This window comes from Segatella copri (assembly GCF_009495355.1).
Taxonomy (GTDB): Bacteria; Bacteroidota; Bacteroidia; order Bacteroidales; family Bacteroidaceae; genus Prevotella.
On record NZ_VZAD01000076.1, the window covers coordinates 68100 to 92629 of the forward strand.

General features: G+C 45.4%; 18 protein-coding genes and 2 tRNA genes. 3 read left to right on the forward strand and 17 right to left on the reverse strand.

The genetic code is table 11. From position 1 onward, the window contains the following. Nucleotides 1-9 precede the first annotated feature (9 nt). The 3 genes from F7D20_RS10255 (at nt 10) to F7D20_RS10265 (ending at nt 1594) form a co-directional block, all read left to right on the forward strand. Entirely contained in the window at nt 10-1299 is a 1290-nt protein-coding gene (locus F7D20_RS10255) for a serpin family protein (protein ID WP_228114170.1), read from the forward strand. A 108-nt stretch (nt 1300-1407) separates the two neighbouring features. After that, nucleotides 1408-1495 (forward strand) — tRNA-Ser (locus F7D20_RS10260). Nucleotides 1496-1522: 27 nt separating this feature from the next. Then, nucleotides 1523-1594: transfer RNA gene (locus F7D20_RS10265), tRNA-Glu, on the forward strand. A 48-nt stretch (nt 1595-1642) separates the two neighbouring features. Here the strand turns inward: F7D20_RS10265 and F7D20_RS10270 are convergent. The 17 genes from F7D20_RS10270 to F7D20_RS10350 form a co-directional block, all read right to left on the reverse strand. After that, nucleotides 1643-3631, reverse strand: coding sequence for a fructose-1,6-bisphosphatase (locus tag F7D20_RS10270; protein WP_158463956.1), 1989 nt, complete (start codon nt 3629-3631; stop codon nt 1643-1645). A 228-nt stretch (nt 3632-3859) separates the two neighbouring features. Then, nucleotides 3860-4663, reverse strand: a complete 804-nt coding sequence (locus F7D20_RS10275; RefSeq protein WP_158463957.1) for a hypothetical protein — start codon at nt 4661-4663, stop codon at nt 3860-3862. Nucleotides 4664-4681: 18 nt separating this feature from the next. Next, nucleotides 4682-5461, reverse strand: a complete 780-nt coding sequence (locus F7D20_RS10280) for a porin family protein (RefSeq protein WP_158463958.1) — start codon at nt 5459-5461, stop codon at nt 4682-4684. A gap of 4 nt (nt 5462-5465) precedes the next feature. Further along, on the reverse strand, nt 5466-6623 hold the full coding sequence (locus F7D20_RS10285) for a PCMD domain-containing protein (RefSeq protein WP_158463959.1): 1158 nt from the start codon (nt 6621-6623) through the stop codon (nt 5466-5468). 180 nt (nt 6624-6803) lie between these two features. Next, nucleotides 6804-8285 (reverse strand): hypothetical protein, encoded by a 1482-nt coding sequence (locus F7D20_RS10290; protein ID WP_158463960.1) that lies wholly within the window; start codon nt 8283-8285, stop codon nt 6804-6806. A 615-nt stretch (nt 8286-8900) separates the two neighbouring features. After that, complete coding sequence (rpsA, locus tag F7D20_RS10295; protein WP_022252750.1) at nt 8901-10685, reverse strand: 30S ribosomal protein S1; 1785 nt, start codon at nt 10683-10685, stop codon at nt 8901-8903. Nucleotides 10686-10901: 216 nt separating this feature from the next. Further along, nucleotides 10902-12470, reverse strand: a complete 1569-nt coding sequence (locus F7D20_RS10300) for an endonuclease (RefSeq protein WP_158463961.1) — start codon at nt 12468-12470, stop codon at nt 10902-10904. A gap of 246 nt (nt 12471-12716) precedes the next feature. Continuing rightward, on the reverse strand, nt 12717-13160 hold the full coding sequence (rpiB, locus tag F7D20_RS10305) for a ribose 5-phosphate isomerase B (protein ID WP_022252752.1): 444 nt from the start codon (nt 13158-13160) through the stop codon (nt 12717-12719). A gap of 21 nt (nt 13161-13181) precedes the next feature. After that, entirely contained in the window at nt 13182-15200 is a 2019-nt protein-coding gene (locus tag F7D20_RS10310; RefSeq protein WP_158463962.1) for a transketolase family protein, read from the reverse strand. A 301-nt stretch (nt 15201-15501) separates the two neighbouring features. Next, nucleotides 15502-16203: an L-ribulose-5-phosphate 4-epimerase gene (locus tag F7D20_RS10315; RefSeq protein WP_158463963.1), complete on the reverse strand. Its 702-nt coding sequence runs from the start codon at nt 16201-16203 to the stop codon at nt 15502-15504. Between the two features lie 100 nt (nt 16204-16303). Continuing rightward, a complete protein-coding gene (locus tag F7D20_RS10320; protein WP_158463964.1) occupies nt 16304-16984 on the reverse strand; it encodes an NUDIX hydrolase in 681 nt (226 codons plus the stop codon). 316 nt (nt 16985-17300) lie between these two features. Beyond that, nucleotides 17301-18461, reverse strand: coding sequence for a galactokinase (galK, locus tag F7D20_RS10325; protein ID WP_022252757.1), 1161 nt, complete (start codon nt 18459-18461; stop codon nt 17301-17303). Between the two features lie 97 nt (nt 18462-18558). After that, on the reverse strand, nt 18559-19884 hold the full coding sequence (locus tag F7D20_RS10330) for an MFS transporter (RefSeq protein WP_022252758.1): 1326 nt from the start codon (nt 19882-19884) through the stop codon (nt 18559-18561). Nucleotides 19885-20091: 207 nt separating this feature from the next. Further along, nucleotides 20092-21177, reverse strand: a complete 1086-nt coding sequence (locus F7D20_RS10335; RefSeq protein WP_158463965.1) for an aldose epimerase family protein — start codon at nt 21175-21177, stop codon at nt 20092-20094. A 119-nt stretch (nt 21178-21296) separates the two neighbouring features. Continuing rightward, the gene (locus tag F7D20_RS10340; protein ID WP_158463966.1) at nt 21297-22577 is read right to left on the reverse strand and encodes a bifunctional folylpolyglutamate synthase/dihydrofolate synthase; all 1281 of its coding nucleotides are present in this window, start codon (nt 22575-22577) and stop codon (nt 21297-21299) included. A 103-nt stretch (nt 22578-22680) separates the two neighbouring features. Continuing rightward, a complete protein-coding gene (gene dnaJ / locus F7D20_RS10345; protein WP_158463967.1) occupies nt 22681-23829 on the reverse strand; it encodes a molecular chaperone DnaJ in 1149 nt (382 codons plus the stop codon). 39 nt (nt 23830-23868) lie between these two features. Further along, the gene (locus tag F7D20_RS10350) at nt 23869-24456 is read right to left on the reverse strand and encodes a nucleotide exchange factor GrpE (RefSeq protein WP_158463968.1); all 588 of its coding nucleotides are present in this window, start codon (nt 24454-24456) and stop codon (nt 23869-23871) included. Nucleotides 24457-24530 lie beyond the last annotated feature (74 nt).

A 24530-nucleotide genomic window follows, 5' to 3' on the forward strand; every position in this document is an offset into this window, starting at 1 on the left:
GAGATTATAATGATGAACAAGAAAATGACAACAGTGGCTCTCGCAGCTATGGCAATGGCGCTGACCACATCTTGCAGTACAAGCAAGAAAGCACAAAACCAGGTGCATGAAGGCACCACCAGTTTGGAAGTTTCTAAAGGTAACGCGGAGAATATGGATCCTGAATATCTCGTTCTTTCTGATGCTCAGGAGGCATTCGTCAAGAAGAACAATCAGTTTGCACTCAATTTCTTCTCGCAGGTGGCTGGTTTCGACTCCAAGGTCATCTCGCCGCTGAGTCTCACCTACCTCATGGGCATGCTTGCCAATGGTGCCGACGGACAGACACAGCAGGAGATACTGAAGGCTTTGGGATGTGAGGGTGATATGACTCTCGACGAGTTGAACGCTTTCAGTCGCAGCATGATGCAGTATGCTGCTAAGGCTGACCCTTCTACCACAGTCAATATTGCCAACTATATCGCGCTCAACAAGCATTATGCTTTGAAGAATGAGTTCGCCAAGGCGGTGTCTGCCAACTATCAGGCTGGCATAGAGTCGCTTGACTTCAGTAGTAGCAAGACTACAGCCCATATCAACGACTGGTGTAAGAAGCATACCGACGGCATGATTCCTACTATTATCGATCAGGTGGACGCCAATGCCATCTCGTACATCATGAACGCCATCTACTTTAATGGCAGCTGGGAGAAGAAGTTCAAGAAGAGCGAAACCAAGCTGGAGAACTTCAGGGGCTATACTCGCGACATCAAGCGCGTGAACATGATGCACCGTGCGGGCAAGTATTTCTTTGCCGACAATCAACTGTTCTCGGCCATCAACCTTCCTTATGGCAATGGTGCCTATGCGATGACCGTCTTGCTGCCACATGAGGGCAAGTCTGTCGACGAGATGATGAAATCGCTTGATGCAGAGAAACTGGCTGCTGTCAGCGGACAGATGGAAGAGTGTGTGGTAGACCTTAAGTTGCCACGTTTCACCACCGAACTGGAACTCCCGCTCAATGAGATCGTCAGCAACTTGGGTGCTCCAAGCATGTTTGATTCTGGTAAGGCCAACTTCAGTAAACTGGCAGAGGGCAATGTCTTTGTATCCAAGATGCTCCAGAAGGCAAAGATTGAGGTGAGCGAAGAGGGAACCAAAGCTGCAGCCGTAACTGCTGCCACCGTCATGATGACTTCCTTGCAGCCCGAACCACGTAGGGTAGTGTTCCATGCTGACCATCCTTTCGTCTATATGATAACCGATGTTCGCAGCGGCTCTATCTACTTCATAGGCCAGTTTACAGGCGAAAATTAGAATATTTGAAAAATAATTGCCGAAAAATTTGGTGGAATGAAATAAAAGCGTTACCTTTGCACTCGCATTTGAGAAATGATGCTTGAGTTCGGTTAACGAGTCCGACAAGGAAGGTTGGGTGAGTGGCTGAAACCACCAGTTTGCTAAACTGACGTGCGGGATTACCGTACCGGGGGTTCGAATCCCCCACCTTCCGCAAGCTGATTTTCGTGAGTGCAATTTTGGTCGATTCATCTAATGGTTAGGATACAAGATTCTCAATCTTGGCATAGGGGTTCGATTCCCCTATCGACTACATAACAACAATCCGCTGCAAATCATCGATTTGCAGCGGATTTCTTTATTATTTCTTTCTTTCCGATTCTTTCACGAAGCCATGTCTATAGGCATACAGCAGTTCTTCCAGGTCGGCAATTTGCTTGCGCAACTCCCTGCCTATGTCGGTATCTGCCACGAGCATGCGTCGGTTCGACATTTCCACAATCTGTGTGGTGCTCTTGATGTCGGTGCCTCGCAGGATGGCATCCTCTGTACTGGTGAAGGGTTCGTGCTGTACCAACTGGAAACCGCGGGAGTGATAAACCAAGGTGTAGCCGGCAATACCCGTCTCGTTGTGGTATGCTTTCGAGAAACCTCCGTCTATCACCATCAGCTTGCCATTGGCCTTGATGGGGTTCTCGCCCTTGGTGGTGCGTACGGGCACGTGTCCGTTGATGATATGGCGGTTAGGACCAGTCACTCCAAAGGCATCCATGATATGGTCGATGACTTGCTCGTCGTCACGCAAGAGGAAGTAATAGCCTTTTTCTTCCTTGTGGGTTTCTTTGTCGGTGATGAAGTATCGCTCAAAGGTAGCCATCTTGCTCTTGTCGAAGAGAGGACTGTCAGGACCGCACCATAGGTAGATGAAGTAGTCGATGGCGTATTCGCGCTCTTTAGGGTCGGAGTCAGACTGGAAGGCTGTGCGTATCTGCATGCCAGTCTGGTGCATGAGGTCGCGGCCTGCGAACTTCTTGCCAGGGAATATCTCAACCTCTTTCAGCGAACCGTCCTCATTGAGTGGGCACGATGCGTGGAAGAGCAGGTTGTTGTTGATGATGGTGTACATGCAGCCGTGCTGCAGCATTACCTTGATGTGCTTGTGCAGTTTTTCGCATACCATGAACGAATGGTGCAACTTTGCCATCAGCACCATTTCCTCTGGCGACAACTCGTAGGGTGAGGCGGGATTGATGGTAGGGAAGTGGCACGATGTCATGGGGTAGATCTTACCGTCTATCTCAATCTCCTTTTTCTCATAGTTGATGTGTTCGAAGAGTCGGCGCTTGTCCATCTTCCATTCGGGATGCTTGGCGATGAGTTGTCCCTCTATCTTAAACTGGATGATGGCAATGGCTTTGTGCATCTGGGATGTCAGGCGCTTGGTCTTTTCGTCTATGGCAGCTGCGCCACCACTCATCTTGGGAATAAATTCTGCACATTCATCATCCTTGTAGGCTTCCATGGCAAAAGTGGCCAGGGGGATAAGGTTGATGCCGTAGCCTTCTTCCAAGGTGGAGAGGTTGGCATAGCGCAGGCTCAGACGGATCACGTTGCAAATGCAGGCATTATTACCTGCGGCAGCACCCATCCAGAGTACATCGTGGTTGCCCCATTGTATATCCCAACTGTGGTAATGGCGCATCTTGTCGAGGATGATGTGTGCACCTGGTCCACGGTCGTAGATGTCGCCCAGGATGTGTAGCTGGTCTATGGCAAGCCGCTGTATCACATTGGCTATGGCGATGATGAAGTCGTCGGCACGTCCTGTCGATATGATGGTGTCGACGATGACGTTGACATAAGCTGTTTTGTCGTGGTCTTCGGTATGTTCGTGCAGGAGTTCCTGTATGATGTAAGAGAAGTCGCAGGGTAGCGACTTTCTCACCTTCGAGCGGGTGTATTTGCTCGACACATCACGGCATACTGCCACGAGCTGGTGCAGTGTGATGTGGTACCAGTCGTTGATGTCGGGTTCGTTTTGCTTTACCAGTTCCAGTTTCTGCTCAGGATAGTATATGAGCGTACATAACTCACGTTTTTCAGCTTCGCGCAAGGTGTTGCCGAAGAGCTCGTTCACCTTTCGCTTGATGTTTCCTGATGCGTTTTTCAGCACATGCAGGAAAGCCTCGTATTCGCCGTGGATATCAGCCAGGAAGTGTTCAGTGCCTTTTGGAAGGTTGAGAATGGCTTGCAAGTTGATGATTTCGGTACTGGCTTCTGCTATTGTCGGGAACGACTGTGCCAATAGTTGCAGATAACGCATATCTTTGTTTATCTCGTAATGTTTCATTCGCTGATAAAGTTTAGTTCTACATATCTTTTGCAAAGTTAGCTTAAAATTCAGACTTTACAAAGTTTTTACTGAAAAAAGTGTTTCAGATAATAGTTCTGTAACTGAATTTTCGCAAGTTCTAAACTTGCAAAAGTTCAAATCAGATTGAGATATACAACAAACGGGAGACAAACGAAACCTGTTCGTTTGTCTCCCGCTATATTGATTTGAGAGTAGGGGATGTGATTACTGCATCAGTTCCAAGCCTGCCTCAAATTTTGTAGTCTTGTTCATAACGTCCTTTGCTGAATTTACAATAGCCTTGATCATTATGACAGTACTATTTGTTTCAGCATCAGTGTTGCCGAGGCGATCCAACATAGCCTTGAGCGTCTGGTTGTCCAACAAAGAAGTGGCGAATGCCTTATCAATGTAGAAGTATGCCTTGGTGTTGTTGGCACTCCAACGAATGTTGACAGGAATACCATCCTTGAATATTTTGATTACTTCGGTGAGGGCTGCTTTCTCGTCAGCTTCCATACCTTCTGTTACCTTGGCTGTATTGAGAAAAACAAGAATTTGGTTGTTGTTTACCTTTTTGTAGGTAGCATAGTCTGAAGCAGTCTTCCAACCATCGTTAGCAATAGAAGTGGTTGCTGCATCCTTGTACACTGCTACAATCTGACCATTAGACTTGAATTCTACGCTCTTGAGAACTGATGGCAGGCTTGCGTTGCCCATATTCTCGACAAGTTGCTTAATGGCGGCAACAGGAAGTTGCATTTTATTTTCGCCTTCACCCCACTCGAGGCTTGTTCCTTCAGGGCAATCCCATGTTACCTGGACAGAGCCTGTGTATTTTGCGGCATCGTCAGGGTTAGTGGTTACATTGCCTGACGCGTCATACATTACTGTAGGCTCAAGGCTCCATACGTGTTCCAACTCGGTGAAGCCACCATTTTCGCCATCACCATTGTCATCACTGCCACACGCTGTGAAACTTATTGTGCAGAGTGCTGCCAATAAGAAATAGAATAGATTTTTCTTCATTTTCTTCTAAGTTTAAAATTATTTTAATTGATAAATAATGCCTATAGTTCCGTAGATGGGGTAGAGAGGTTGTTCGATAACATCAAAGTCTTTTTTGAATATCTCCGAGAGACCCCATGTCAGTCCTACAGAAGCTCCCCATCGTTTGGTGATATACCAGTCGGCACCTGCATCGATACCAAACTGCCAGTTACGCATGTCTGTAGAGAAATCATAGTCTCCACGCGAACCGTCGCCATTGCCAAGTTCTACTTTCTGTCCTGTTGGGTCGTCTTTAGAATGTCCATCCTCTCTTACACGGATGTAACCATTGTAGGCGTAACCGCTGAACTTGTGTGAGGTGACATACGAGAAGTAAGGACCTAACTTGACACGTACCTTTTTGCTGATATCGTAGGTGGCTTGTACGGGGATCGTAGCAAGACTTTGGTCTACTTTGGTTACTACACTTCCGGTAAACATACCTTCCAACTCCTCGTTGCCACGTGTTATCTTCATGTGGTAGTTCTTGACGGTAGCATCTGTTTTCATGCCTTTGTTCTCGAAATGAAGTCCAAACATGATTCCCCATTTGTCGGTAAAGGGATGATGGGCGTCTACACCAAGCGTGAAGTTGGGACGGATGCTGTAGCTGTCGAGTGAACGGATAGAAGCGGGCATGCCAACTGGTGCTGTTCCGCCCAGATTATAACCAAATCTGGCATAATAGTTATAGTTGTGCAACAGTTTGATAGCATTCCATGCATGGCTGTTTATGACAACCAGCAGGAAAAGAAATGATAATGTATATTTTTTCATTTGATTAGTTGGCATCTTCACATTTTACAATAATTTTGTCTACCCATAGTGTGCTGCCTATTGCTCCTTGGAAAATGGCTCCGTCCACACTTGATGAGCATACAACGGCCAGACTGTAACCGCCATTGGTAAGCTTCTCGGCATCTATATTTTTCTTATAGTTGAATGGGATATTGAAGTATGTCCATTCTTCTGTCTTTCCGATGTTTGGCAAGATGGCAATGGCTACAATTTGTGGACTCGTCTGCACGTCATCACCATGCAGGACGACTGCCTTTCCATTCTTATCGTGATTGTCGTATAAAACAGCATAGATGGTTCCTTCATCAATACGGTCTTTTATTTCCTTCATGCTGCGGTTGGTGAACTTTTCTCCAGGAAGATATTTGTAATAACCGCTAAAGTAGACAGGTTTGGTCTTGAAACTGAATGGCAGACCAAAGTGTGTGGCCTTCATTGCGTCCTTGAGTGCATTGGAGGCATCAAATGTTCCTATGAAAAGGTTGCCTGCTGCTATTGGCATTTTTACCATGTCGGCAAGTGAACTGGTGCGACGGGTTGTCAACTTGACACAGTTCTTATGTTCTTCACCGTCTGAGGTAGGTACTGTTGGGTACTCGTCCCAATTAGCGCTGCCGTTGCTTATCTTAAAACCAGGATTTCCTGTTGCCCAGTTGCGGAGTTCCTTTCCGTCTACCTTATCGTACCAAACGAAGTATTTGCTGTCATTGCTCAACTTGTAGTTGGAGAAATCGCATACTTTTGCTCCTTCTATTTCTTGCAACACGTCAAAATATATCTTGTAAGTACGGCTCCATTTTCCGTTTTCAGAAGTTACCGTGTACTCTACAGGATTGGAAGGGTCTGAAAAATCGTGTACACTGCCATTCTCTGGAGAGATGGTAGCTCCTTCTGTTAATTTGAAATGAGGAGCTATTGCTGTCAGGTCGGCACTGGAGCGCACGGTAAAGTGAATCTCTTTGTCGTCTGATGGTACATCTACTTGTGCATCAGAGGCATAGAAAAACATGGTTTTATAATCATCTGTGGTGATGTAAGCCTGTTCTATATCGCACTCAGCATTCTCGGGCTCATCTTTGAAACAAGAAGTAAGCGATATGCTGAGTAGCATGGAGGCTACTGCTAATTTGATTAATCTCATATAAATTAAACTTGTAATATATCGTCTGCAAAGTTACGATAAAAAAAGCTACTAACCAAATGTTTTCTAAAAATTTCTCAAAAATGAGGACTATAGATGAAAGTAAGTTAATTTATGCCTATATCGAACAAGGGATGCAAAGCTAATTGCATCCCTTGCTTCTCAAACGTATATGGTGTCTTATTTGTTGATGTACTTCTTACCATTCTTAATGATAATGCCCTTGTAGCTGTTGGAAACTTGCTGTCCTGCAAGATTGTACAGGGTAGATGATGTAGCGTTGCTGTCGCTTTTGATGTTGAAGATACCTGTAGCAGTCTTATCTGTGATGGCAACCTCGAAACAGTTGGATTTCTGCAAATCGTTAGAGGTAATGGTTATATACAGGGTTGACTTTCCTGTTTCGCTTTCGTTGGTTTTCAGAACCTTGCTGATGTATGCTCCCTCACCGTCTGAGGCGATGCTGAAGTCTGCTTCGTTTGCCTTACCCTCAATCTCGATAGCAGTTTTGTTGTTTGCAAACGAGAGGTTGGTATTCTTATACTGGGCTGATTTCAGACCTGAGTTGTATATCATTGCGATATCGTCTACATAGATAACATCCAGATTTTTCTTATCAGAACTTGCCTTACCTGCTTCTGCGTTGGTAGAAATCGTTACGAGCACACCCTTAGGGGTATTTTTGTTTGCGTATTCAAATGGGATGTTGAGTTCCTGCCATGCAAAATTATTGCTCTTAATCTGCGCGTTTGCTGCTCGTGCAATGACATTTTTCTTGTAATCATCTTTTTCTGGATCTTGTACTTTGTCATTTGCAAGAATTGCCTTCACAGTGGCGTTAGGGTAGTCTTTGACATTGCCTTTGAACTTCACCCATACCGTCATGGCATCTGGCTTGGTGGTGAAAATGGGGTAGAAGGGATCTCCATTGCCATCTTTGTCTGTTGCAGCAAAGTCCATCGTTGAGTTGTTGGCAGTATTGTTGGCTGTGGTGCTACCTGCATATAGGCGACCTGTCGTCATGGTTCCGTTGGCTGGTTGTTTGATAAAACCTAAAACACTTAATATGTCTGATTGTACCTTCACGCAATTAGTACCAGAATGCTTTTCTTTAGACTCTATAAAGGTATTGTTAGCTTTGCCAGCAGTACCACTTAGACTGCCTGTACAAGTCTTGAAGGAGTGCCATCCGTTAGGTTCTTTTGTACCTGACGCATCATGAAAGTTCTCGAACCCAGCATTTGGCAACTGTCCTAACTCGTCTGCTTTATCACCAATCATGGCGATATAGTTGTTGCCATTGATTGTCAAATTGAGAATGCCGCGGAATTTGCTGTTGCGTACCTCACCACGGAAGTTGGCAGCAACCTTTTCTCCTCCAATAGTGATATATTGTGGCTCTGAGGTGGCATAGACCATGGTGCCATCGCTATAGCCATTAATAACCTGAAGATTGGTAAGTTCTACATTGCCGAGGTCAGTGTTGTCGTATTTCAAACCATTGATAGAAAATGTATTTCCATTAATAAAGACAGTAGTATTACTCTTCTCAATGTTAGTACTGATGTTGGATTTGATGGCCATAGAACAATCTTTAAAATCTGTGGCCATGATGCTAAGAGATGATAGCATCAGTGAAACTATTGTATATAACTTTTTCATATTCTAAAATTGTATTTCTCTCAAATTTATGTTCCAAATTTTTCGCCTGCAAAGTTACGACAAAAACTGAGATTGTGCAAATGTTTTTAAAGAAAAAGATGCATTTAGCGTAAAAACGTTCATAAAATAGGAGTTTATTATATGTTTGATAATCAAAAGGATAACAAGATTCTTGTTTAAAGGAAAAAGGATGTTTAAAGGAAAAAGGTAACTACTCTGCACACCCTATAGCCACAAAGTAGTAATTTTAATACTATTCAACTAAAATCGTTAAACCACATTGAAATCTCTGTTCAAAGCCTTTGAACGGACATTCAAAGCCTCTGAACGGACATTCAAAGGCTCTGAACGGAGATTCAAAGTCTTTGAACAGAGATTTTATAGGCAAAAGAAAACATTTATATAGTATCTATTGAACTTTAGCAAGTTCAGAAATTATAGTAGTTGGAGAAATTTATCACTCTCTTCGGCATTGAAAGTGATGGTCAATAGCCTTAAAGGAATGAATATATGATTGGGATAAAAAAAAGGACCAGTTCTCGGAAGAGAACCGGTCCTTGGTATTTATAAGTGATATCTATTATGATTCAACTTATGCAGAAGACAGGCTGATGATTAAGCCTTGCCCTCCATCTGAGCCTTGAGCTTAGCAAGAGCATCGATGTCACCGAGAGAAGTACCAGCTGCTACGTTGTTGATAGCTGCTGCCTCGTTCTTGCGTGCACCACCGTTGTTGTGCTTGCGTGGAGCTGTTGTCTTAACATCGTCCTTGCCCTCCTCGAATGTACGAGAGTGAGAGAGGATGATACGCTTAGTCTCCTTAACGAATTCGATTACCTTGAAGTCGAGCTCCTCGCCCTTCTTAGCCTGGCTGCCGTCTTCCTTAACGAGGTGCTTTGGAGTAGCGAAGCCTTCACCACCCTCAGCGAGTGTGATAACGGCACCCTTGTCCATCAACTCTGTGATAGTACCCTTGTGTACAGAACCTGGAGTGTAGATTGCCTCATACTCATCCCATGGGTTCTTCTCCAACTGCTTGTGGCCGAGGCTCAAACGACGGTTCTCCTTGTCGATTTCGAGAACTACTACGTCGATAGGAGCACCTACTGTTGTGAACTCAGATGGGTGTTTAACCTTCTTGGTCCAAGAGAGGTCAGAGATGTGGATCAAACCATCAACACCTTCCTCGAGCTCTACGAAGATACCGAAGTTAGTGAAGTTGCGTACCTTAGCTGTGTGCTTGCTGCCTACAGGATACTTCACCTCGATTGTCTCCCATGGGTCTTCCTTCAGCTGCTTGATACCCAAGCTCATCTTACGCTCAGCGCGGTCGAGAGTCAAGATAACTGCCTCTACCTCGTCGCCAACCTTCATGAAGTCCTGAGCTGAACGCAAGTGCTGGCTCCAAGACATCTCAGATACGTGGATAAGACCCTCTACACCAGGAGCGATCTCTACGAATGCACCGTAGTCAGCCATAACGACTACCTTACCCTTCACGTGGTCGCCCACCTTCAGGTTAGCATCGAGAGCATCCCATGGATGTGGAGTGAGCTGCTTCAGACCAAGAGCGATACGCTTCTTCTCCTCATCGAAGTCGAGGATAACAACGTTGATCTTCTGGTCGAGAGCTACAACCTCGTGTGGATCGCTTACGCGGCCCCAAGAGAGGTCTGTGATGTGGATCAATCCGTCTACGCCACCGAGGTCAACGAATACACCGTAAGAAGTGATGTTCTTAACGGTACCTTCGAGGATCTGACCCTTCTCGAGCTTGCTGATGATCTCTTTACGCTGTGCCTCCAACTCCTGCTCGATAAGAGCCTTGTGAGAAACAACAACGTTGCGGAACTCCTGGTTGATCTTTACAACCTTGAACTCCATTGTCTTGCCTACGAATACGTCGTAGTCGCGTATAGGGTGAACGTCGATCTGGCTTCCTGGCAAGAAAGCTTCGATACCGAAAACGTCAACAATCATACCACCCTTAGTGCGGCACTTGATGTAACCCTGGATAACCTCCTCGTTGTCGAGAGCTGCGTTAACACGCTCCCAAGACTTGCTCAAGCGAGCCTTCTTGTGAGAAAGTACCAACTGACCCTTAGCGTCCTCCTGGTTCTCTACGTAAACCTCAACCTTGTCGCCTACCTTGAGGTCTGGGTTGTAACGGAACTCAGAAGCTGGGATGATACCGTCGCTCTTGTAACCGATGTTTACGATAACTTCCTTCTTGTCGGCAGCGATAACTGTACCTTCTACTACCTGGTGCTCGCTTACCTTGTTAAGGGTTTCGTCATAGGCCTTCTCGAGGTCCTCTTTGCTGACGTTTGCGTTGCCGCCATTCTCGAACTCGTCCCAATTGAAGTCGTCCAATGGCTTTACGTTCTTTAAATCTGACATAAAAATAATAATTAAATTTTAAATTAATAAAGTTAGACTTTATGTGAATATATATAAATCGGGCGCAAAATTACTCATTTTCTGTGAATTAGAGTAATCTTGCGCCCGATATTGTTGTCGCTTTATGTTTTTTTAACTTCTTGTATGGAGCCTTGTGGTTCTTTTAGCCTTTATACCTTAATATATAATAAGGTGTAGCTGTCCTTAGCATCGAGTTTATCTGATTCTCATCTTTATCACCTTGCTGTTTTGGCGTATGATGACGATGCTGTTGGCATTGGTCTGCGAAGGAGTCAACTTTCTTCCGTCGATGCTGTAAACATCGTAAGGCTTAGAGAAGTCGATGAAGTCTTTTGGCTCTGTTGTCGTTTCCTTAATGCCTGTCGAATTCTTGGTTCCTGTGATGGTGGCCTTCTTGATTTCCCAGGTGCAGCACATATTCGTATCGCTCTTGTAACGGAACGATATTGTTGCCTTGGTTCCTACAAAGTGTGACAGGTCGAGGGTGTAATCATAGTAAGTCCAGCTGTCTTCAGAAGGAACAGCAAAGTCGGTCAATGGGGTCTCTTCCACAGTTCCGTCTGAAGTATCTACAGATTTTAATTCTACTTTGAGATATTCCAGAGCCTTACCTTTGGCAAAGTTGATAGCCTGATTGATGGTAAGTTTGGCGTCGTCATAGCCTGTCAGGTCAACCTCTGGCAATGTGAGTGTTGCTTCTGCAGCATGGTTGCTCTTATTGTCTGAGTTGTAGGCTGTTGCTTTCCAGCCATATTTAGCGTTGCGTGTCCATATATTGTCATAAGGACTGTCATTGCTGATGATGCTCTCCTTGCATCCGCCATCATTTGAGGTGAAGGTGGCTTGATAGACATTCACCTCGGTAGCGTCAGGGTTGGGGTCTGGGTCGACAGAACCTCCACCTCCGCCATCTCCATTCACGTAACTTGAAGATTTGACGGTAGTCTCAGGATTGAAGGCTATGTTGGTGCTGTCGCCCCATACATATTCCATCAAGTTAGGGAAGTCAACGTAAGGATTTCGGTTTCCCTGAATCTTAGCTACATCATTGTTGCGCTTAATTTCTACAGCGTTAGGCTTGTCGGCTTTAGCCCACTGGATATAGAGCTTGTATGCCCATTCTTTAAGAGTGGGGTAGGTGTTGTTGTATAGAGAGTTTGATCCTTCAGACTGCCACTTGTTGGCGTAGTCTTCATAAGCCGTTACGATGTACATATAACCACGGGCAAAGTCTCCTTTCCATTCGTCGGCAGGCTCCCACAAACTTAATCCGTTGGCGCCACTTCCTACTTTCGTAGCGCCATTCGTGTTTGTTACTTTAGTAACGATGCCCATGCCTCTATTGCCTTTGCTGGAGTTTATCTTTGACTCGCAAGGCATGATATTGAATAAGTCTTTTTTAAGATTACAATTTGTTTTTCCCCACCAGCTTTGAGCAAAAGAGTGTTCTATATTCATACCACTGATACTGGAACCGCGTCTGCCGTATTTCTGCCAACTATTTCTGGGTGAATATCGGTCTATGCAATAGCCGTCATCAGTAACATCAGTAACATAGAATCCCCACCACGTACATTGGTCGCCAGAACCATACTCAAGTACTTTGGCATTTTTGATGATCTTCCATATAGCCGTCTTCAGTTCAGCGCCTTTTTTGCCTTTGAGTGAACTGTAATAGCCTTCGGGAATCTGTGCCAGCATAGGGAGTGCCGGCATTACACTTACCAAGAAAGCAAGTGACAAACGTAGTAATTTTTTTCTCATATAATTAATCGTTATTATATTGTTTTGGCGCAAAGTTACAAAATCTTTTTATAAGTTCCAACTTTTTGCACAAGATTTTGATGGCGTATATGCTGTTGTCATGATAATGTTATGGGTTGATAGTAAACTTGTAAAAAAGTCTGGCAACAGGAGCTGTTCCTCGAAGGGATGATAAACAAAAAAATGATGCATAAGCCACCATGTGACTCATACATCATTTTCTAAATTCATTTCTCTGTTCAGAGGTTATTTCTGCAGAGGTATCTTCTTGACGCGACGCTCGTGACGGCCACCCTCAAAGGTAGCTTTGAAGAACTCGTCGAGGATAGCCTCGGCAGTCTTGTTGTCAATGAAACGTCCAGGAAGCACGATGACATTGGCATCATTGTGCTGGCGGATAAGTTGGGCGATATCCTTGTTCCAAGCCAAGCCCGCACGTACACCTTGGTGTTTGTTAAGAGTCATAGCCATACCTTCACCGCTGCCGCAGATACCGATACCAGGATAGACATCTCCATTCTCAATGCCTTCTGCCAGAGCATGGGCAAAATCAGGATAGTCTACGCTTTCGTCGCTATATGTGCCATAATCCTTAACAGGATAACCCTTCTTTTCTAAATACTGCAAAACGAATTGCTTCATTGGAAAACCTGCGTGGTCGCTGGCCAATCCTACTGTCTTTACTTCCATAATCATTACGTTTTAAGTTATTTACTCTGCCAAGAATGCCTTCACTTGCTTGTAAACATTCTCGCCTGTATATCCCAATTTCTCATCGAGCACCTTGTATGGGGCAGAGAAGCCAAAGCTCTCCAAGCCGAATACCTTGCCGTTGGCACCTACCAGTCCCTCGAGTGTGACGGGCAAACCTGCTGTCATACCGAAGATTTTGGCGTTCTTAGGCAATACGCTCTCCTGATATTCCTTGCTCTGGCTGCGGAACAAGCCCTCTGAAGGAGCACTTACCACGCGTACCTTGATACCGTCCTTGCGCAAAGCCTCGGTACCAGCCTCCAATGTAGAAACCTCAGAACCGCTTGCTACGAGGATAACATCTGGATTCTCGTCGCTGCCAGCCACGATATAGGCACCCTTGGCTGCCTGCTCGTAGTCGTTGCCCTCTGGCAGTTTGGCTATGCCCTGGCGAGAGAAGATGAGCGCTGTAGGAGTATCGATGTTCTCCATAGCGAGCTTCCAGCAAACAGTTGTCTCGTCGGCATCAGCTGGGCGGAATACGCGTACACTGTCCTTGCCGGCATGGTTCTTCAACTTTTCCATCAAGCGAATCTGTGCTTCCTGCTCTACAGGCTCGTGGGTAGGTCCGTCCTCACCCACACGGAATGCATCGTGAGTCCAGATGAACTTGACAGGAACCTGCATCAAGGCTGCGATACGAATAGCTGGTTTCATATAGTCGGAGAATACAAAGAATGTACCCATTGCTGCTATCACGCCACCGTGAAGCATCATACCGATACACATATCTGCCATGGTAAGCTCGGCTACACCAGCCTGGAAGAATGCTCCAGAGAAGTCACCACGTACCATGCTCTTGGTCTTCTTGAGGAAGCCGTCGGTCTTGTCGGAGTTAGAGAGGTCGGCAGAAGCGCAGATCATGTTAGGAACCTGTTCTGCCAAAACACCCAAACAAGCAGCAGATGCTGCACGGGTGGCAGAACCTGCCTTCTGTTCTATCTTGCTCCAGTCTACCTTTGGAGCCTTGCCAGAGAACCACTCATCCATCTGGGCGCTCTTCTCAGGGTTGGCCTTGCGCCATTCTGCCTCGGCAGCCTTACGCTCGGCAACAATCTTCTTCAACTCCTCGGCACGCTTGGCGTAGAGTTCTTTTACATCGTCGAAGATAACGAATGGATTCTCTGGGTCTCCACCGAGGTGCTTGATAGTATTGGTATAGGCATCTCCACCGAGAGGAGCGCCATGAGTATTGATGCAAGCCTCATAGCTTGTACCATCGGCACGCAAGGCTCCCTTGCCCATCACGGTTTTACCAATGATAAGGGTAGGACGCTCCTGCTCCTGCTGAGCTGCTGTGAGGGCTTCACGAATCTGAGCTACGTCGTTGCCATTAATCTTGATGACATTCCATCCCCATGCCTGATACTTCATCTCGGTGTTTTCGGTCATCACAACGCCACACTCTGTAGAGAGCTGGATATCGTTGGAGTCGTAGAACATGATGAGGTTGTTCAAACCCAGGTTGCCTGCAATACGGCCAACACCCTGAGAGATTTCCTCCTCTACGGCACCATCAGAGATGTATGCATAGATTTTGTGCTGCATCATGGTAGAGCCCAAACGTGCCTCAAGGAACTTCTCGGCTACGGCAGCACCAGCTGCAATGGCATGTCCCTGACCCAATGGACCGCTTGAGTTCTCAATGCCACGAGCTACATCGAGCTCTGGATGTCCTGGAGTTACAGAACCCCACTGACGGAACTGCTGGAGGTCGTCCAAGGTAAAGAAGCCACGCATGGCCAAACCTGCATAGAGCATAGGGCTCATGTGACCAGGATCGAGGAAGAAACGGTCGCGGCCTGTCCATGTTGGGTCTGATGGGTCGTATACCAAGAACTCAGAGAAGAGTACGTTGATGAAGTCTGCACCACCCATAGCACCACCTGGGTGACCAGAGTTAGCTTTTTCTACCATAGAAGCAGCCAGAATACGGATATTATCGGCTGCATGATTCATAACTTTAATGTCGTTCATAAACACAAATTGTATTAAATATTTTGTATGGTCTTACTTGTGATTTTGAATTTTTCCACAAATATACTATTTTATTTTTAAAACAACAATAGATTTTGCCGGAATTTTCACTTTTAGCGCTTTTTTACTTATTTTGGCATCCTTGAATACTGTAGGCTTGACGTTTTGAGGGTGTTGTTTAGTTTATTAGGTCTTTGATACGAATTCAGGATTATGGTTTCTTGTTGGCTACTGCTGCCTGCTCGATAGCCAGTCCTGCCTTATAGGTCTCGATGTATTTGTCGAAGCCCGCCACGTCTAATTAATGCTTCTTTTTCTGTCCGTAGTATGCATTGGGACCATGTTTGCGGCTGAAGTGCTTCTCTACGAGCAGAGGGTTCATGGTGGTATTCTTGTTTATCGTGAAAGAGATGAACGCCATCTTGGCAACCTGTTCTGCCACTACTGCATGATAAACAGCCTCGTCGGCATCCTTGCCCCAAGTGAAAGGACCATGGTTCTTTACCAATACGCCTGGGGTATGAACAGGATTGATGTTTCCCTTCTTGAAGCGGTCTACAATAACCACTCCTGTATTGTGTTCGTATTCTGCCATCTGGTCGGCAGTCATATCGTCGGTGCAAGGTATGCAGTCGTGAAAATAGTCGGCATGAGTGGTGCCGATATTAGGGAGGTCCAAACCTGCCTGAGCCCAGGCTGTGGCATAGGTGGAGTGGGTGTGTACGACACCTCCCAATTCAGGGAAAGCACGATATAATACCAGGTGGGTAGGAGTATCGGATGAAGGGTTGAGATCGCCTTCCACTACCTTTCCTGTGGCTAAGTCAACTACCACCATGTCGCTTGCCTTCATTGTTTCGTAACTCACTCCTGATGGTTTGATGACAACAAGACCTTTCTCGCGGTCGATTGCGCTCACATTGCCCCAGGTGAAGAGAACGAGGTGATGCTTCACAAGGTCAAGATTGGCCTTGAATACTTTTTCTTTTAATTCTTCTAACATCGTTTCTTATGTTTTTTTATTGAAATATCGTAAATTGTTGAGTTAGGGAGTTGGGTTAAGGAGTTTAGACACTTCTCTTTTTATCCAAGCAAATAAAGGTTTACTTGAGTTTAAACGAAGGATTCTGTGCGTAAGCTTTCTTGTTGAAGCGATAGAGAGCAGCTCCGCGTCGTGAGCCAGCTTTGTCTATCAGTTCGGTCTTTTCTATGAAGTCGATATCCTTGATACGTTTACGGAAGTTGCGCTTGTCAATCTCTTCGTCCATCACCGCCTCGAAAACATGTTGCAGTTGGGTGAGGGTAAACAGATTGGGCAGAAGTTTGAAACTCAAAGGTTCTGTGTTGATGCGTCGGCGTATCTGGCTGATGGCATCTTGTATCATCTGGTTGTGGTCGGAGTAGAGCTGGGGCAAGTCTTTAAGGCTTACCCATTCCAAACCATGTTGTTCTCTGAGCTTGTCGTCATAGTCTACCACATTGATGAGGGTACAATAGGCAACCGATATAACTCGTTCGCCCGGGTCACGGTCTATATTGCCGAATGCTCCAACCTGTCTGATGTATAGGTTTTTCATACCTGTCAGGTCGAGAATGACACGATTGGCAGCTTCTTCGAGGCTTTCGTGTTGTCCTACGAATCCACCATAGAGGGACCATTCGTCTCTTCCTGGGTCCATCTTGCGTTTACCTATCAATACTTGAATGTTCTTTCCGTCAAAACCGAAGATGATGCAGTCAACAGCGACGAAGATTTTAGTATATTCTTTATAAAATTGAGTCATGTTTATAATAATATGTTATGATTCTATGGAATTCTTGTCTGGCACACTGAGTGATACTACACGACATTTTAAGGTACTGTATTAGTTGTCATTTTGTCTTGGGTGTAAAATTACATTAATTATTTTAAAGTTGTAGCATTTTTGCTAAAGTATTTTTCAGGTAAAGTGTGTCTTTAACACTATTTGTATAAAATAAAAGAGCAAGTCCTTGTCTTATTAAAGAACTTGCTCTTATTTGAGTGATATAATCGTTAATTATAAAATCTTGATATAGTCGCTATATATAATAATGTATTTATTTGAAAAGTAGTTGTTGTTAGCATACCTTGTGTGATCCTTCAGAGATGATGACAGGATAAACTTCAGGTTCATGACCATATTTGGCTGCAAATTTAGCTTTTGTATCTGCAATGAACTTATCGTAGATGTCATCCTTTACAAGGTTGATGGTACAGCCTCCGAAGCCACCACCCATAATACGGCAGCCTGTTACACCATTCTCTTTGGCTACGTCATTCAGGAAGTCAAGTTCCTCACAACTAACCTCGTATTCCTTGCTCAGACCATAGTGTGTCTCGTACATCTTCTGACCAACAGTTTCGTAGTCACCTTTCTCAAGAGCATCGCATACTGCCAGTACGCGGTCTTTCTCGCCCAATACGAAATGAGCACGGCTGTAGTCTTCTTCGCCCACTTCTGCACGGACCTCTTCAAGTTGTTCCCATGTGCAGTCGCGCAAGGTCTCAAACTTGGCTTCAGGATGTTTGGCAGCAATATGCTTTACCACGTTCTCGCAAGAGTTACGACGATCGTTGTATGGTGACCCCGCCAACTCGTGTTTTACCTTAGAGTTGACCAGACAGAGTTTGTAGCCCTTTGGTTCGAATGGGAAGTACTCAAATTCGCGGCTATTGCAGTCGAGACGCATGAGTTTGCCTTCCTTTCCGAATACGCTGGCAAACTGGTCCATGATACCGCAGTTGACACCTACATATTTATGTTCTGTAGCCTGACCTGCCAAGACTAGATCCCACTTAGAAATCTTGTTGTCACCAAACAAGTCGTTCAAGGCAAAGGCGAAACAACTCTCAAGAGCAGCAGAAGAAGACATACCAGCACCGAGAGGCACATCACCATAGAAGGCCGCATTGAAGCCTTTCACATCTACGCCCAAAGCCTTCATTTCCTGACATACACCATAGATATAGCGTGCCCATGAAGCACGTGGACCCTCAGGGTCGTCTACCTTGAACTCCACACGGTCCTTCAAGTCGATAGAGTAGAGCATGACAGTGTTAGTTCCGTTAGGACGGATTTCAGCCATGATACCTTTGTCTACTGCACCGGGGAAAACGAATCCTCCATTATAATCAGTATGCTCACCAATCAGGTTGATACGACCTGGTGACATATAAATGTTTCCAGTTTTGCCGTCGAAATGCTTAATGAAGCGGCTTCTTACTTTTTCAATATCCATAATCAGTTAAGTTTTTTTAGTTGTTCATTAAAGATTTGTCGGTTATATAAAAGCCCTAAGGCATTAAAAACCTCAGGGCTATCATATTTCGTAGTTTTTATTCTACAGGAATATCCTTGTTGACATTCTTGCAGCCAGCTACAGCATAGAACAGCATGTATGCCATACAGATGAGAGGCACAATATAACTTGTCATATAGCCTCCATTATCAGCGATGAAGTTCTGTACCAATGGAATTAATCCACCACCTACTACCATCATCATGAAGATACCAGAAGCCTGGGCGGTATATTTGCCAAGACCCTCGGTAGCAAGATTGAAGATAGATGCCCACATGATGGATGTGCAGAGACCGCAGAGAACCAGGAACATGGCAGCAATAGGTACGGTTACCATCTGGAAGGAAGTACCAGTGAATACAGGCATTTCTACCGTGGTAGACTTACCCAAAAGAACTGCGAGAAGGATGAAAATGATGCCAGCACCATTGGCAAAAATCATCATCTGGCGACTTGATACTTTATCAGCGATAAAGCTTGAGCAGAGACGGCCTACCAACATCAAGAGCCAGTAGGTACCTGCTACGAATCCACCGATAGCGGCAGCATTAGCCAATACGACTCCGTTGATCAAACCACCGCCATTGGCTGTAGTGTCAGAGATGTAGAAATTCAATGTACCAGGAATACCTACTTCAACGCCTACATATACGAAGATGGCGAGAACACCAAGGTTGAAGTGACGGAATGCCCAAGGTGAGTGCTCGAATACAGTCTTGTCTGTAGTCTTGCCCATCTCTGGATCCTGAATAGGAATGAAGATCAAGATGAAGAAGGCTGCTGCGAATACAGCAAGGGCGATGTAAAGTACCAGATTTACGTCTACTATCTTTGTGTTAGCTGTTACGGTTCCGATAAGTGCACCTACGAGCATAGGAGTTAAAGTACCAGACAAGCTGTTGAGCGTACCTCCTATGAGGTTCAACTGGTTACCACGATTGCCACCGCCACCGAGAAGGTTCAGCATAGGATTTACTACTGTATTCAGAATACATACAGCGAAACCAGAGATGAACGCTCCGAAGAGGTAAACGGCGAAACCAGAGATATCGGCACCGAACTTACCAGAAATGAACTGGATGAATACGCCTACAAAACCAGTAGCAATACCGGTGAGGGCAGTCTTCTTGTAACCAATCTTGGTGAGCAACTTGCCTGCGGGTATACCCATGAAGAGATAAGCTAAGAAGTTCATGGCATTACCCAACATACCTATCATGTTGGCACTACCGCTGTCGGCGAATACATTTTTCCAGATGACTCCGATAGGAGCTGCCAGGTTCGTTACAAACGAAATCATAGCGTAAAGAAACATCATCGTGATGATGGCGATGATATTACCATTTTTGTTTTGGCTTTCCATTTTTAATTGTTTGATAGTTGATATTGTTATTATTTAATTATTCCGGGTTTGTTCTCATCGTAAAAAAGAATACAGCTCTCTATTATAATCTATATTAAGAATGTTATTCAAGAATATGATTTTCTTTAGGAAATGTGGTTGCTTTTTTCAAACGAGAAAATGGAGCAGGCGCTTTTCGAGTACCTGCTCCATATATATAATAAGGTGTTATTTCTCTACCCCAAACTTATAAATAGTTTTCTGTGTGTAGGTGTCGCCTGGTTTCAAGCGGCAACTTGGGAAGTATGGATGGTTAGGTGTGTCAGGGAACTTCTGTGCCTCGAAGCAAACAGCGCTGCGGCGTGGGAATGTGGCGCCATGCTGACCAGAGATACCTGCCAGGAAGTTGCCTGTATACATCTGCAAGCCTGGTTCGGTGGTGTAAACCTCCATTGTGCGGCAACTGACAGGATCCTTGATCTTTGCTGCGAAACTCAACTCGCCTTCCTCTTTCTTATTGAGAACGAAGTTGTGGTCGTAGCCCTGTCCGTTCTTTATCTGTTCGTTGTCGGCATCGATGTCCTGACCTATGGTCTTTGGAGTACGGAAATCGAAAGGAGTACCCTCTACCTTGAGAATTTCGCCGGTAGGGATAGAAACCTTGTCTATAGGGAGATAATAGTCTGCGTTTACCTGACAGATAATGTTGTCGATAGTAGGTGTTGGGTTGGCAATTCCCTGAATAGAGAAGAATGCGTGGTGTGTCAGGTTGACTATTGTCAACTTGTTGGTTGTTGCCTGATACTTGATGACAAGCTCATCGTCATCAGTCAAAGTATAAGCCACCCATACGTTCAACTCACCGGTAAAACCTTCTTCGCCATAAGGACTTGCATATTTGAGAACTACAGCATTGCTGCTTACCTGCATGGCATCCCATACGTGTGCATGAAATCCTGTAGGACCGCCATGAAGATGGTTAGGACCGTCATTGCGAGCCAACTGGTATTCTTTGCCATGGAGTGTGAACTTGCCATCCTTGATGCGGTTTCCGTAGCGGCCAATAAGTACGCTCAGGAAAGGCTCAGGAGAATTGATGACATCCTGTATGTTGTCATGTCCTTGAATAAGATTGGCGTAATTTCCGTCCTTGTCGGGCATCATGATGGCTACAATGGCGCCTCCATAATTGGTTACGGCAACCTCATTACCGTTACTGTTTTTCAGTACGAACAAGTCTGTCTGCTTGCCATTGACTGTGGTCTGAAAATCTTCTCTTTTCAGACCGCACTTATTTGCTGGTTCTGTATTCATAATATCCCAATTGTTTAGTTATTCGAATGTTTTAAAGTTACATACTGCAAAGTAAATAAAAAAAAATGATTACAACAAATTTTTTTGCAACTTATTTGATTTAAAAAAACTAAAATATATTATGCCAGCAAATCGGCTACCACATAGCTCGAACCTCCCACGAAGATGAAGTCGGTATTCTTCGCTTCTCTTTTTGCTGCTTCAAATGCTTCTTTTACAGACAGATATGTGTTGCCAGCAAGATCATGTTCCTGTGCCATCTTGCATAGCTTTTCCACGGGTATAGCCCTCTTTGTTGAGGCTTGTGTCCAGTAGTAGGTTGTGTCTGTTTTAGGAAGCAACTCCAGTACACTTGACACATCTTTGTCGTCCACCATTCCGAAGACGATATGTCGGTGTGTGCATGGTTGTTTTTCGATCTGTTGGCTTAGAAATTTCCATCCAGCCACGTTGTGTCCTGTATCGCAGATGACAAGAGGTTTGTCGTTCAGTTTTTCCCAACGTCCGCGCAGTCCTGTCGTCTCGCATACGTTGGCAAATCCTTTTAGGATGGCTTCTTTGCCGACGATGCCTTTGTCGAGCAGGATAGATATGGCGCAAAGTATGGTTCTTGCATTTTCTTCCTGATAGATTCCCCGGAGTTCCATCTCTATAGGTCCGAAAGTATGGGTGCCTAACACGTGACGACCTTCCGCTGTTGTTGCAACGGTGTCGTTGCTGAAGGCAGATTCCTCTGAGAAGATGACGGGCGCCTTTCTTTCCTTTCCTATGGTTTCGAACACAGGACGGGTTTCTGTGGTGGTGGTTCCTATCACTACGGGCACATCTTCCTTGATGATGCCAGCCTTCTCGAAAGCTATTTTCTCAAGGGTGTCGCCAAGTAGCTGGGTGTGGTCGTAGCTGATGTTTGTGATGATAGACAGGATGGGGGTGATGATGTTTGTACAGTCGAGGCGTCCTCCCAATCCCACTTCTATGACGGCATAGTCTACCTGTTGTTCTTTGAAATACTTGAAAGCCAGGGCTGTGGTTAGTTCAAAGAAGGATGGATGCAAGGGCTCGAAGAAGGAACGTTCCTCTTCTACAAAGTCTACCACATATTGTTCGGGAATGCATTCGCCGTTGATGCGTATTCTCTCGCGAAAATCTACCAGGTGTGGCGAGGTGTAGAGTCCTACTTTGTATCCTTGTGCCTGAAGGATGGCAGCAATGGTGTGTGAGCAGGAGCCTTTGCCGTTGGTTCCTGCCACATGGATGGTTTTGAAATACTGATGGGGATGACCGAAGTGCTCATCCAGGGCATGTGTGGTTTGCAGTCCGGGTTTGTATGCTGTGGCGCCTACCTTTTCGAAAACGGGAGTTCTCGTAAACAGATATTCTGTCGTTTCTTTGTAGTTCATATATGTGTATATATAATAGGTGTGTGTCTTCATTAATGATAAAGAGCAATCCTGTTCTTCTTGTTTTGGAGAAGAGGATTGCTCTTAGTTTTATTTTGAAAAATTACTTGAACAGATTTTTCAAACTGTCGAAGAGCGTCTTCTTCGTAGCATTGTCTGCCTTGAAGTTCTCGCTGTCCTTCAGTTTCTTAATCAGTTCTTTCTCTTCCTTGGTAAGTGTCTTTGGGACATAGACGGTTACGTTGCAGATGATGTCTCCCTTGCCATATCCGTAGCCTTTTACGGCTGGCAGCCCTTTTCCGCGCAGGCGAATCTGCTTGCCAGGCTGTGTGCCAGGCTCAATCTTGACAGTGGTCTTGCCCTCTATGGTAGGAACATCTACCTCGCCTCCCAAAGTAGCAGTGGCAAAATCGAGAACCAGGTTGTAGTAGAGGTTCTGTCCGTCGCGCTCAAAGGTGTCGTTGCTTTCCTCGCTGATGAGGACCTGTATATCTCCGGGGTATCCGTTGCGCTTTCCGGCATTTCCCTTTCCTGCTACGGTGAGTACCATTCCGTCCTGAACTCCGGCAGGAATGTTGATTTCCACTACCTCGTCGCCTTTTACAACACCATCGCCGCCACAGGTCTTACACTTGTTTTTGATAACAGTGCCTTCTCCGTGACAGGTAGGGCAGGCGGCTTGAGTCTGCATCATGCCAAAGATGGAGCGAACGCTCTTGATGGTATAGCCTGTTCCATGACAAGTGTTGCAAGTTTCGGGCTTGGCTCCACCTTCACTTCCTGTACCCTGGCAGTCGGGGCACTTCAGGTCTTTATGAACTTTGAACTTTTTTGTGACACCGTTGGCAACTTCCTTCAAATTGAGTTTTACCTTGATTCTCAGGTCGCTTCCCTGGTGCATTTGTGGCTGTGCGCTGCCTCCGAAGCCGAAGCCACCACCTCCATGTCCGCCAAAGATATCGCCGAACATAGAGAAGATGTCGTCCATGTTCATGCCTGCGCCGCCTCCGAATCCTCCGAATCCACCTTGTGGACCATTGAATCCAAACTGGTCATACTGCTGTCTCTTTTGAGGGTCGCGCAGTACGTCGTAAGCCTCGGCGGCTTCCTTGAACTTTTCCTCTGCCTCCTTATTGTTAGGATTGCGGTCAGGGTGATATTTGATGGCTATCTTTCGGTAAGCCTTCTTGATTTCATCGTCGGATGCCGACTTGTCGACGCCAAGCACCTCGTAATAGTCTCTCTTAGCCATTTGCTAATGTTGAATTCTTTATGTTTATTTATTCTTGTTCTATTGTCCTACGGCAACTTTAGCGTGGCGTATTACTTTGTCGTTGAGTGTGTAGCCGGTCTGGATGCAGTCTATAACCTTTCCTTTCTTGTCATCGCCCATACCGGGCACCATGGCAACAGCCTCGTGATAGTCTACATCGAAATCTTTGTCTTGTGTCTCGATCTTCTTGACACCAAGGCTTTCGAGGGCTTTGCTGAATTTATTGAAAATCATCTGCACACCTTCCTTGATGACTTTAGGATCCTCGCTCTTGTCGGCGATGGCACGTTCAAAGTCGTCCAGAATAGGCAGGATGGCAGCGATTGTCTTCTCACCGCCATTGAGGATGAGGTCTGCTTTCTCCTTCAGGGTGCGCTTGCGGTAGTTCTCAAATTCGGCAGTCTTGTAGAGCAACTGTTTTTTGAGTGATTCTACTTCCTGTTCTGCCTTGGCGAGAGGATCAAGTTCTTCGGTCTCTTTCTCTTTACCGTCTTCGGCTGACAGGTTGTCAGTCTGAGCTTGTTCTGCCTGCTTTTCTGTCTGCTGCTCGTCAACCTTCTCGTTGGCGTTGGCATCATCTATCTTGATTTCTTTTTCTTTAGACATAATGAATGTTGTTTTTTTTGTTTAACACGTTTTGTGGCGTGTGTTGCAAAAAACATGCCAACCTACTTGTTCCT

Bases quoted from the DNA above. Each gene is read 5' to 3' on its own strand.
- F7D20_RS10255 (WP_228114170.1), top strand. From the start codon at position 10: ATGATGAACAAGAAAATGACAACAGTGGCTCTCGCAGCTATGGCAATG.
- F7D20_RS10270 (WP_158463956.1), bottom strand. From the start codon at position 3,631: ATGAAACATTACGAGATAAACAAAGATATGCGTTATCTGCAACTATTG.
- F7D20_RS10275 (WP_158463957.1), bottom strand. From the start codon at position 4,663: ATGAAGAAAAATCTATTCTATTTCTTATTGGCAGCACTCTGCACAATA.
- F7D20_RS10280 (WP_158463958.1), bottom strand. From the start codon at position 5,461: ATGAAAAAATATACATTATCATTTCTTTTCCTGCTGGTTGTCATAAAC.
- F7D20_RS10285 (WP_158463959.1), bottom strand. From the start codon at position 6,623: ATGAGATTAATCAAATTAGCAGTAGCCTCCATGCTACTCAGCATATCG.
- F7D20_RS10290 (WP_158463960.1), bottom strand. From the start codon at position 8,285: ATGAAAAAGTTATATACAATAGTTTCACTGATGCTATCATCTCTTAGC.
- rpsA (WP_022252750.1), bottom strand. From the start codon at position 10,685: ATGTCAGATTTAAAGAACGTAAAGCCATTGGACGACTTCAATTGGGAC.
- F7D20_RS10300 (WP_158463961.1), bottom strand. From the start codon at position 12,470: ATGAGAAAAAAATTACTACGTTTGTCACTTGCTTTCTTGGTAAGTGTA.
- rpiB (WP_022252752.1), bottom strand. From the start codon at position 13,160: ATGGAAGTAAAGACAGTAGGATTGGCCAGCGACCACGCAGGTTTTCCA.
- F7D20_RS10310 (WP_158463962.1), bottom strand. From the start codon at position 15,200: ATGAACGACATTAAAGTTATGAATCATGCAGCCGATAATATCCGTATT.
- F7D20_RS10315 (WP_158463963.1), bottom strand. From the start codon at position 16,203: ATGTTAGAAGAATTAAAAGAAAAAGTATTCAAGGCCAATCTTGACCTT.
- F7D20_RS10320 (WP_158463964.1), bottom strand. From the start codon at position 16,984: ATGACTCAATTTTATAAAGAATATACTAAAATCTTCGTCGCTGTTGAC.
- galK (WP_022252757.1), bottom strand. From the start codon at position 18,461: ATGGATATTGAAAAAGTAAGAAGCCGCTTCATTAAGCATTTCGACGGC.
- F7D20_RS10330 (WP_022252758.1), bottom strand. From the start codon at position 19,884: ATGGAAAGCCAAAACAAAAATGGTAATATCATCGCCATCATCACGATG.
- F7D20_RS10335 (WP_158463965.1), bottom strand. From the start codon at position 21,177: ATGAATACAGAACCAGCAAATAAGTGCGGTCTGAAAAGAGAAGATTTT.
- F7D20_RS10340 (WP_158463966.1), bottom strand. From the start codon at position 22,577: ATGAACTACAAAGAAACGACAGAATATCTGTTTACGAGAACTCCCGTT.
- dnaJ (WP_158463967.1), bottom strand. From the start codon at position 23,829: ATGGCTAAGAGAGACTATTACGAGGTGCTTGGCGTCGACAAGTCGGCA.
- F7D20_RS10350 (WP_158463968.1), bottom strand. From the start codon at position 24,456: ATGTCTAAAGAAAAAGAAATCAAGATAGATGATGCCAACGCCAACGAG.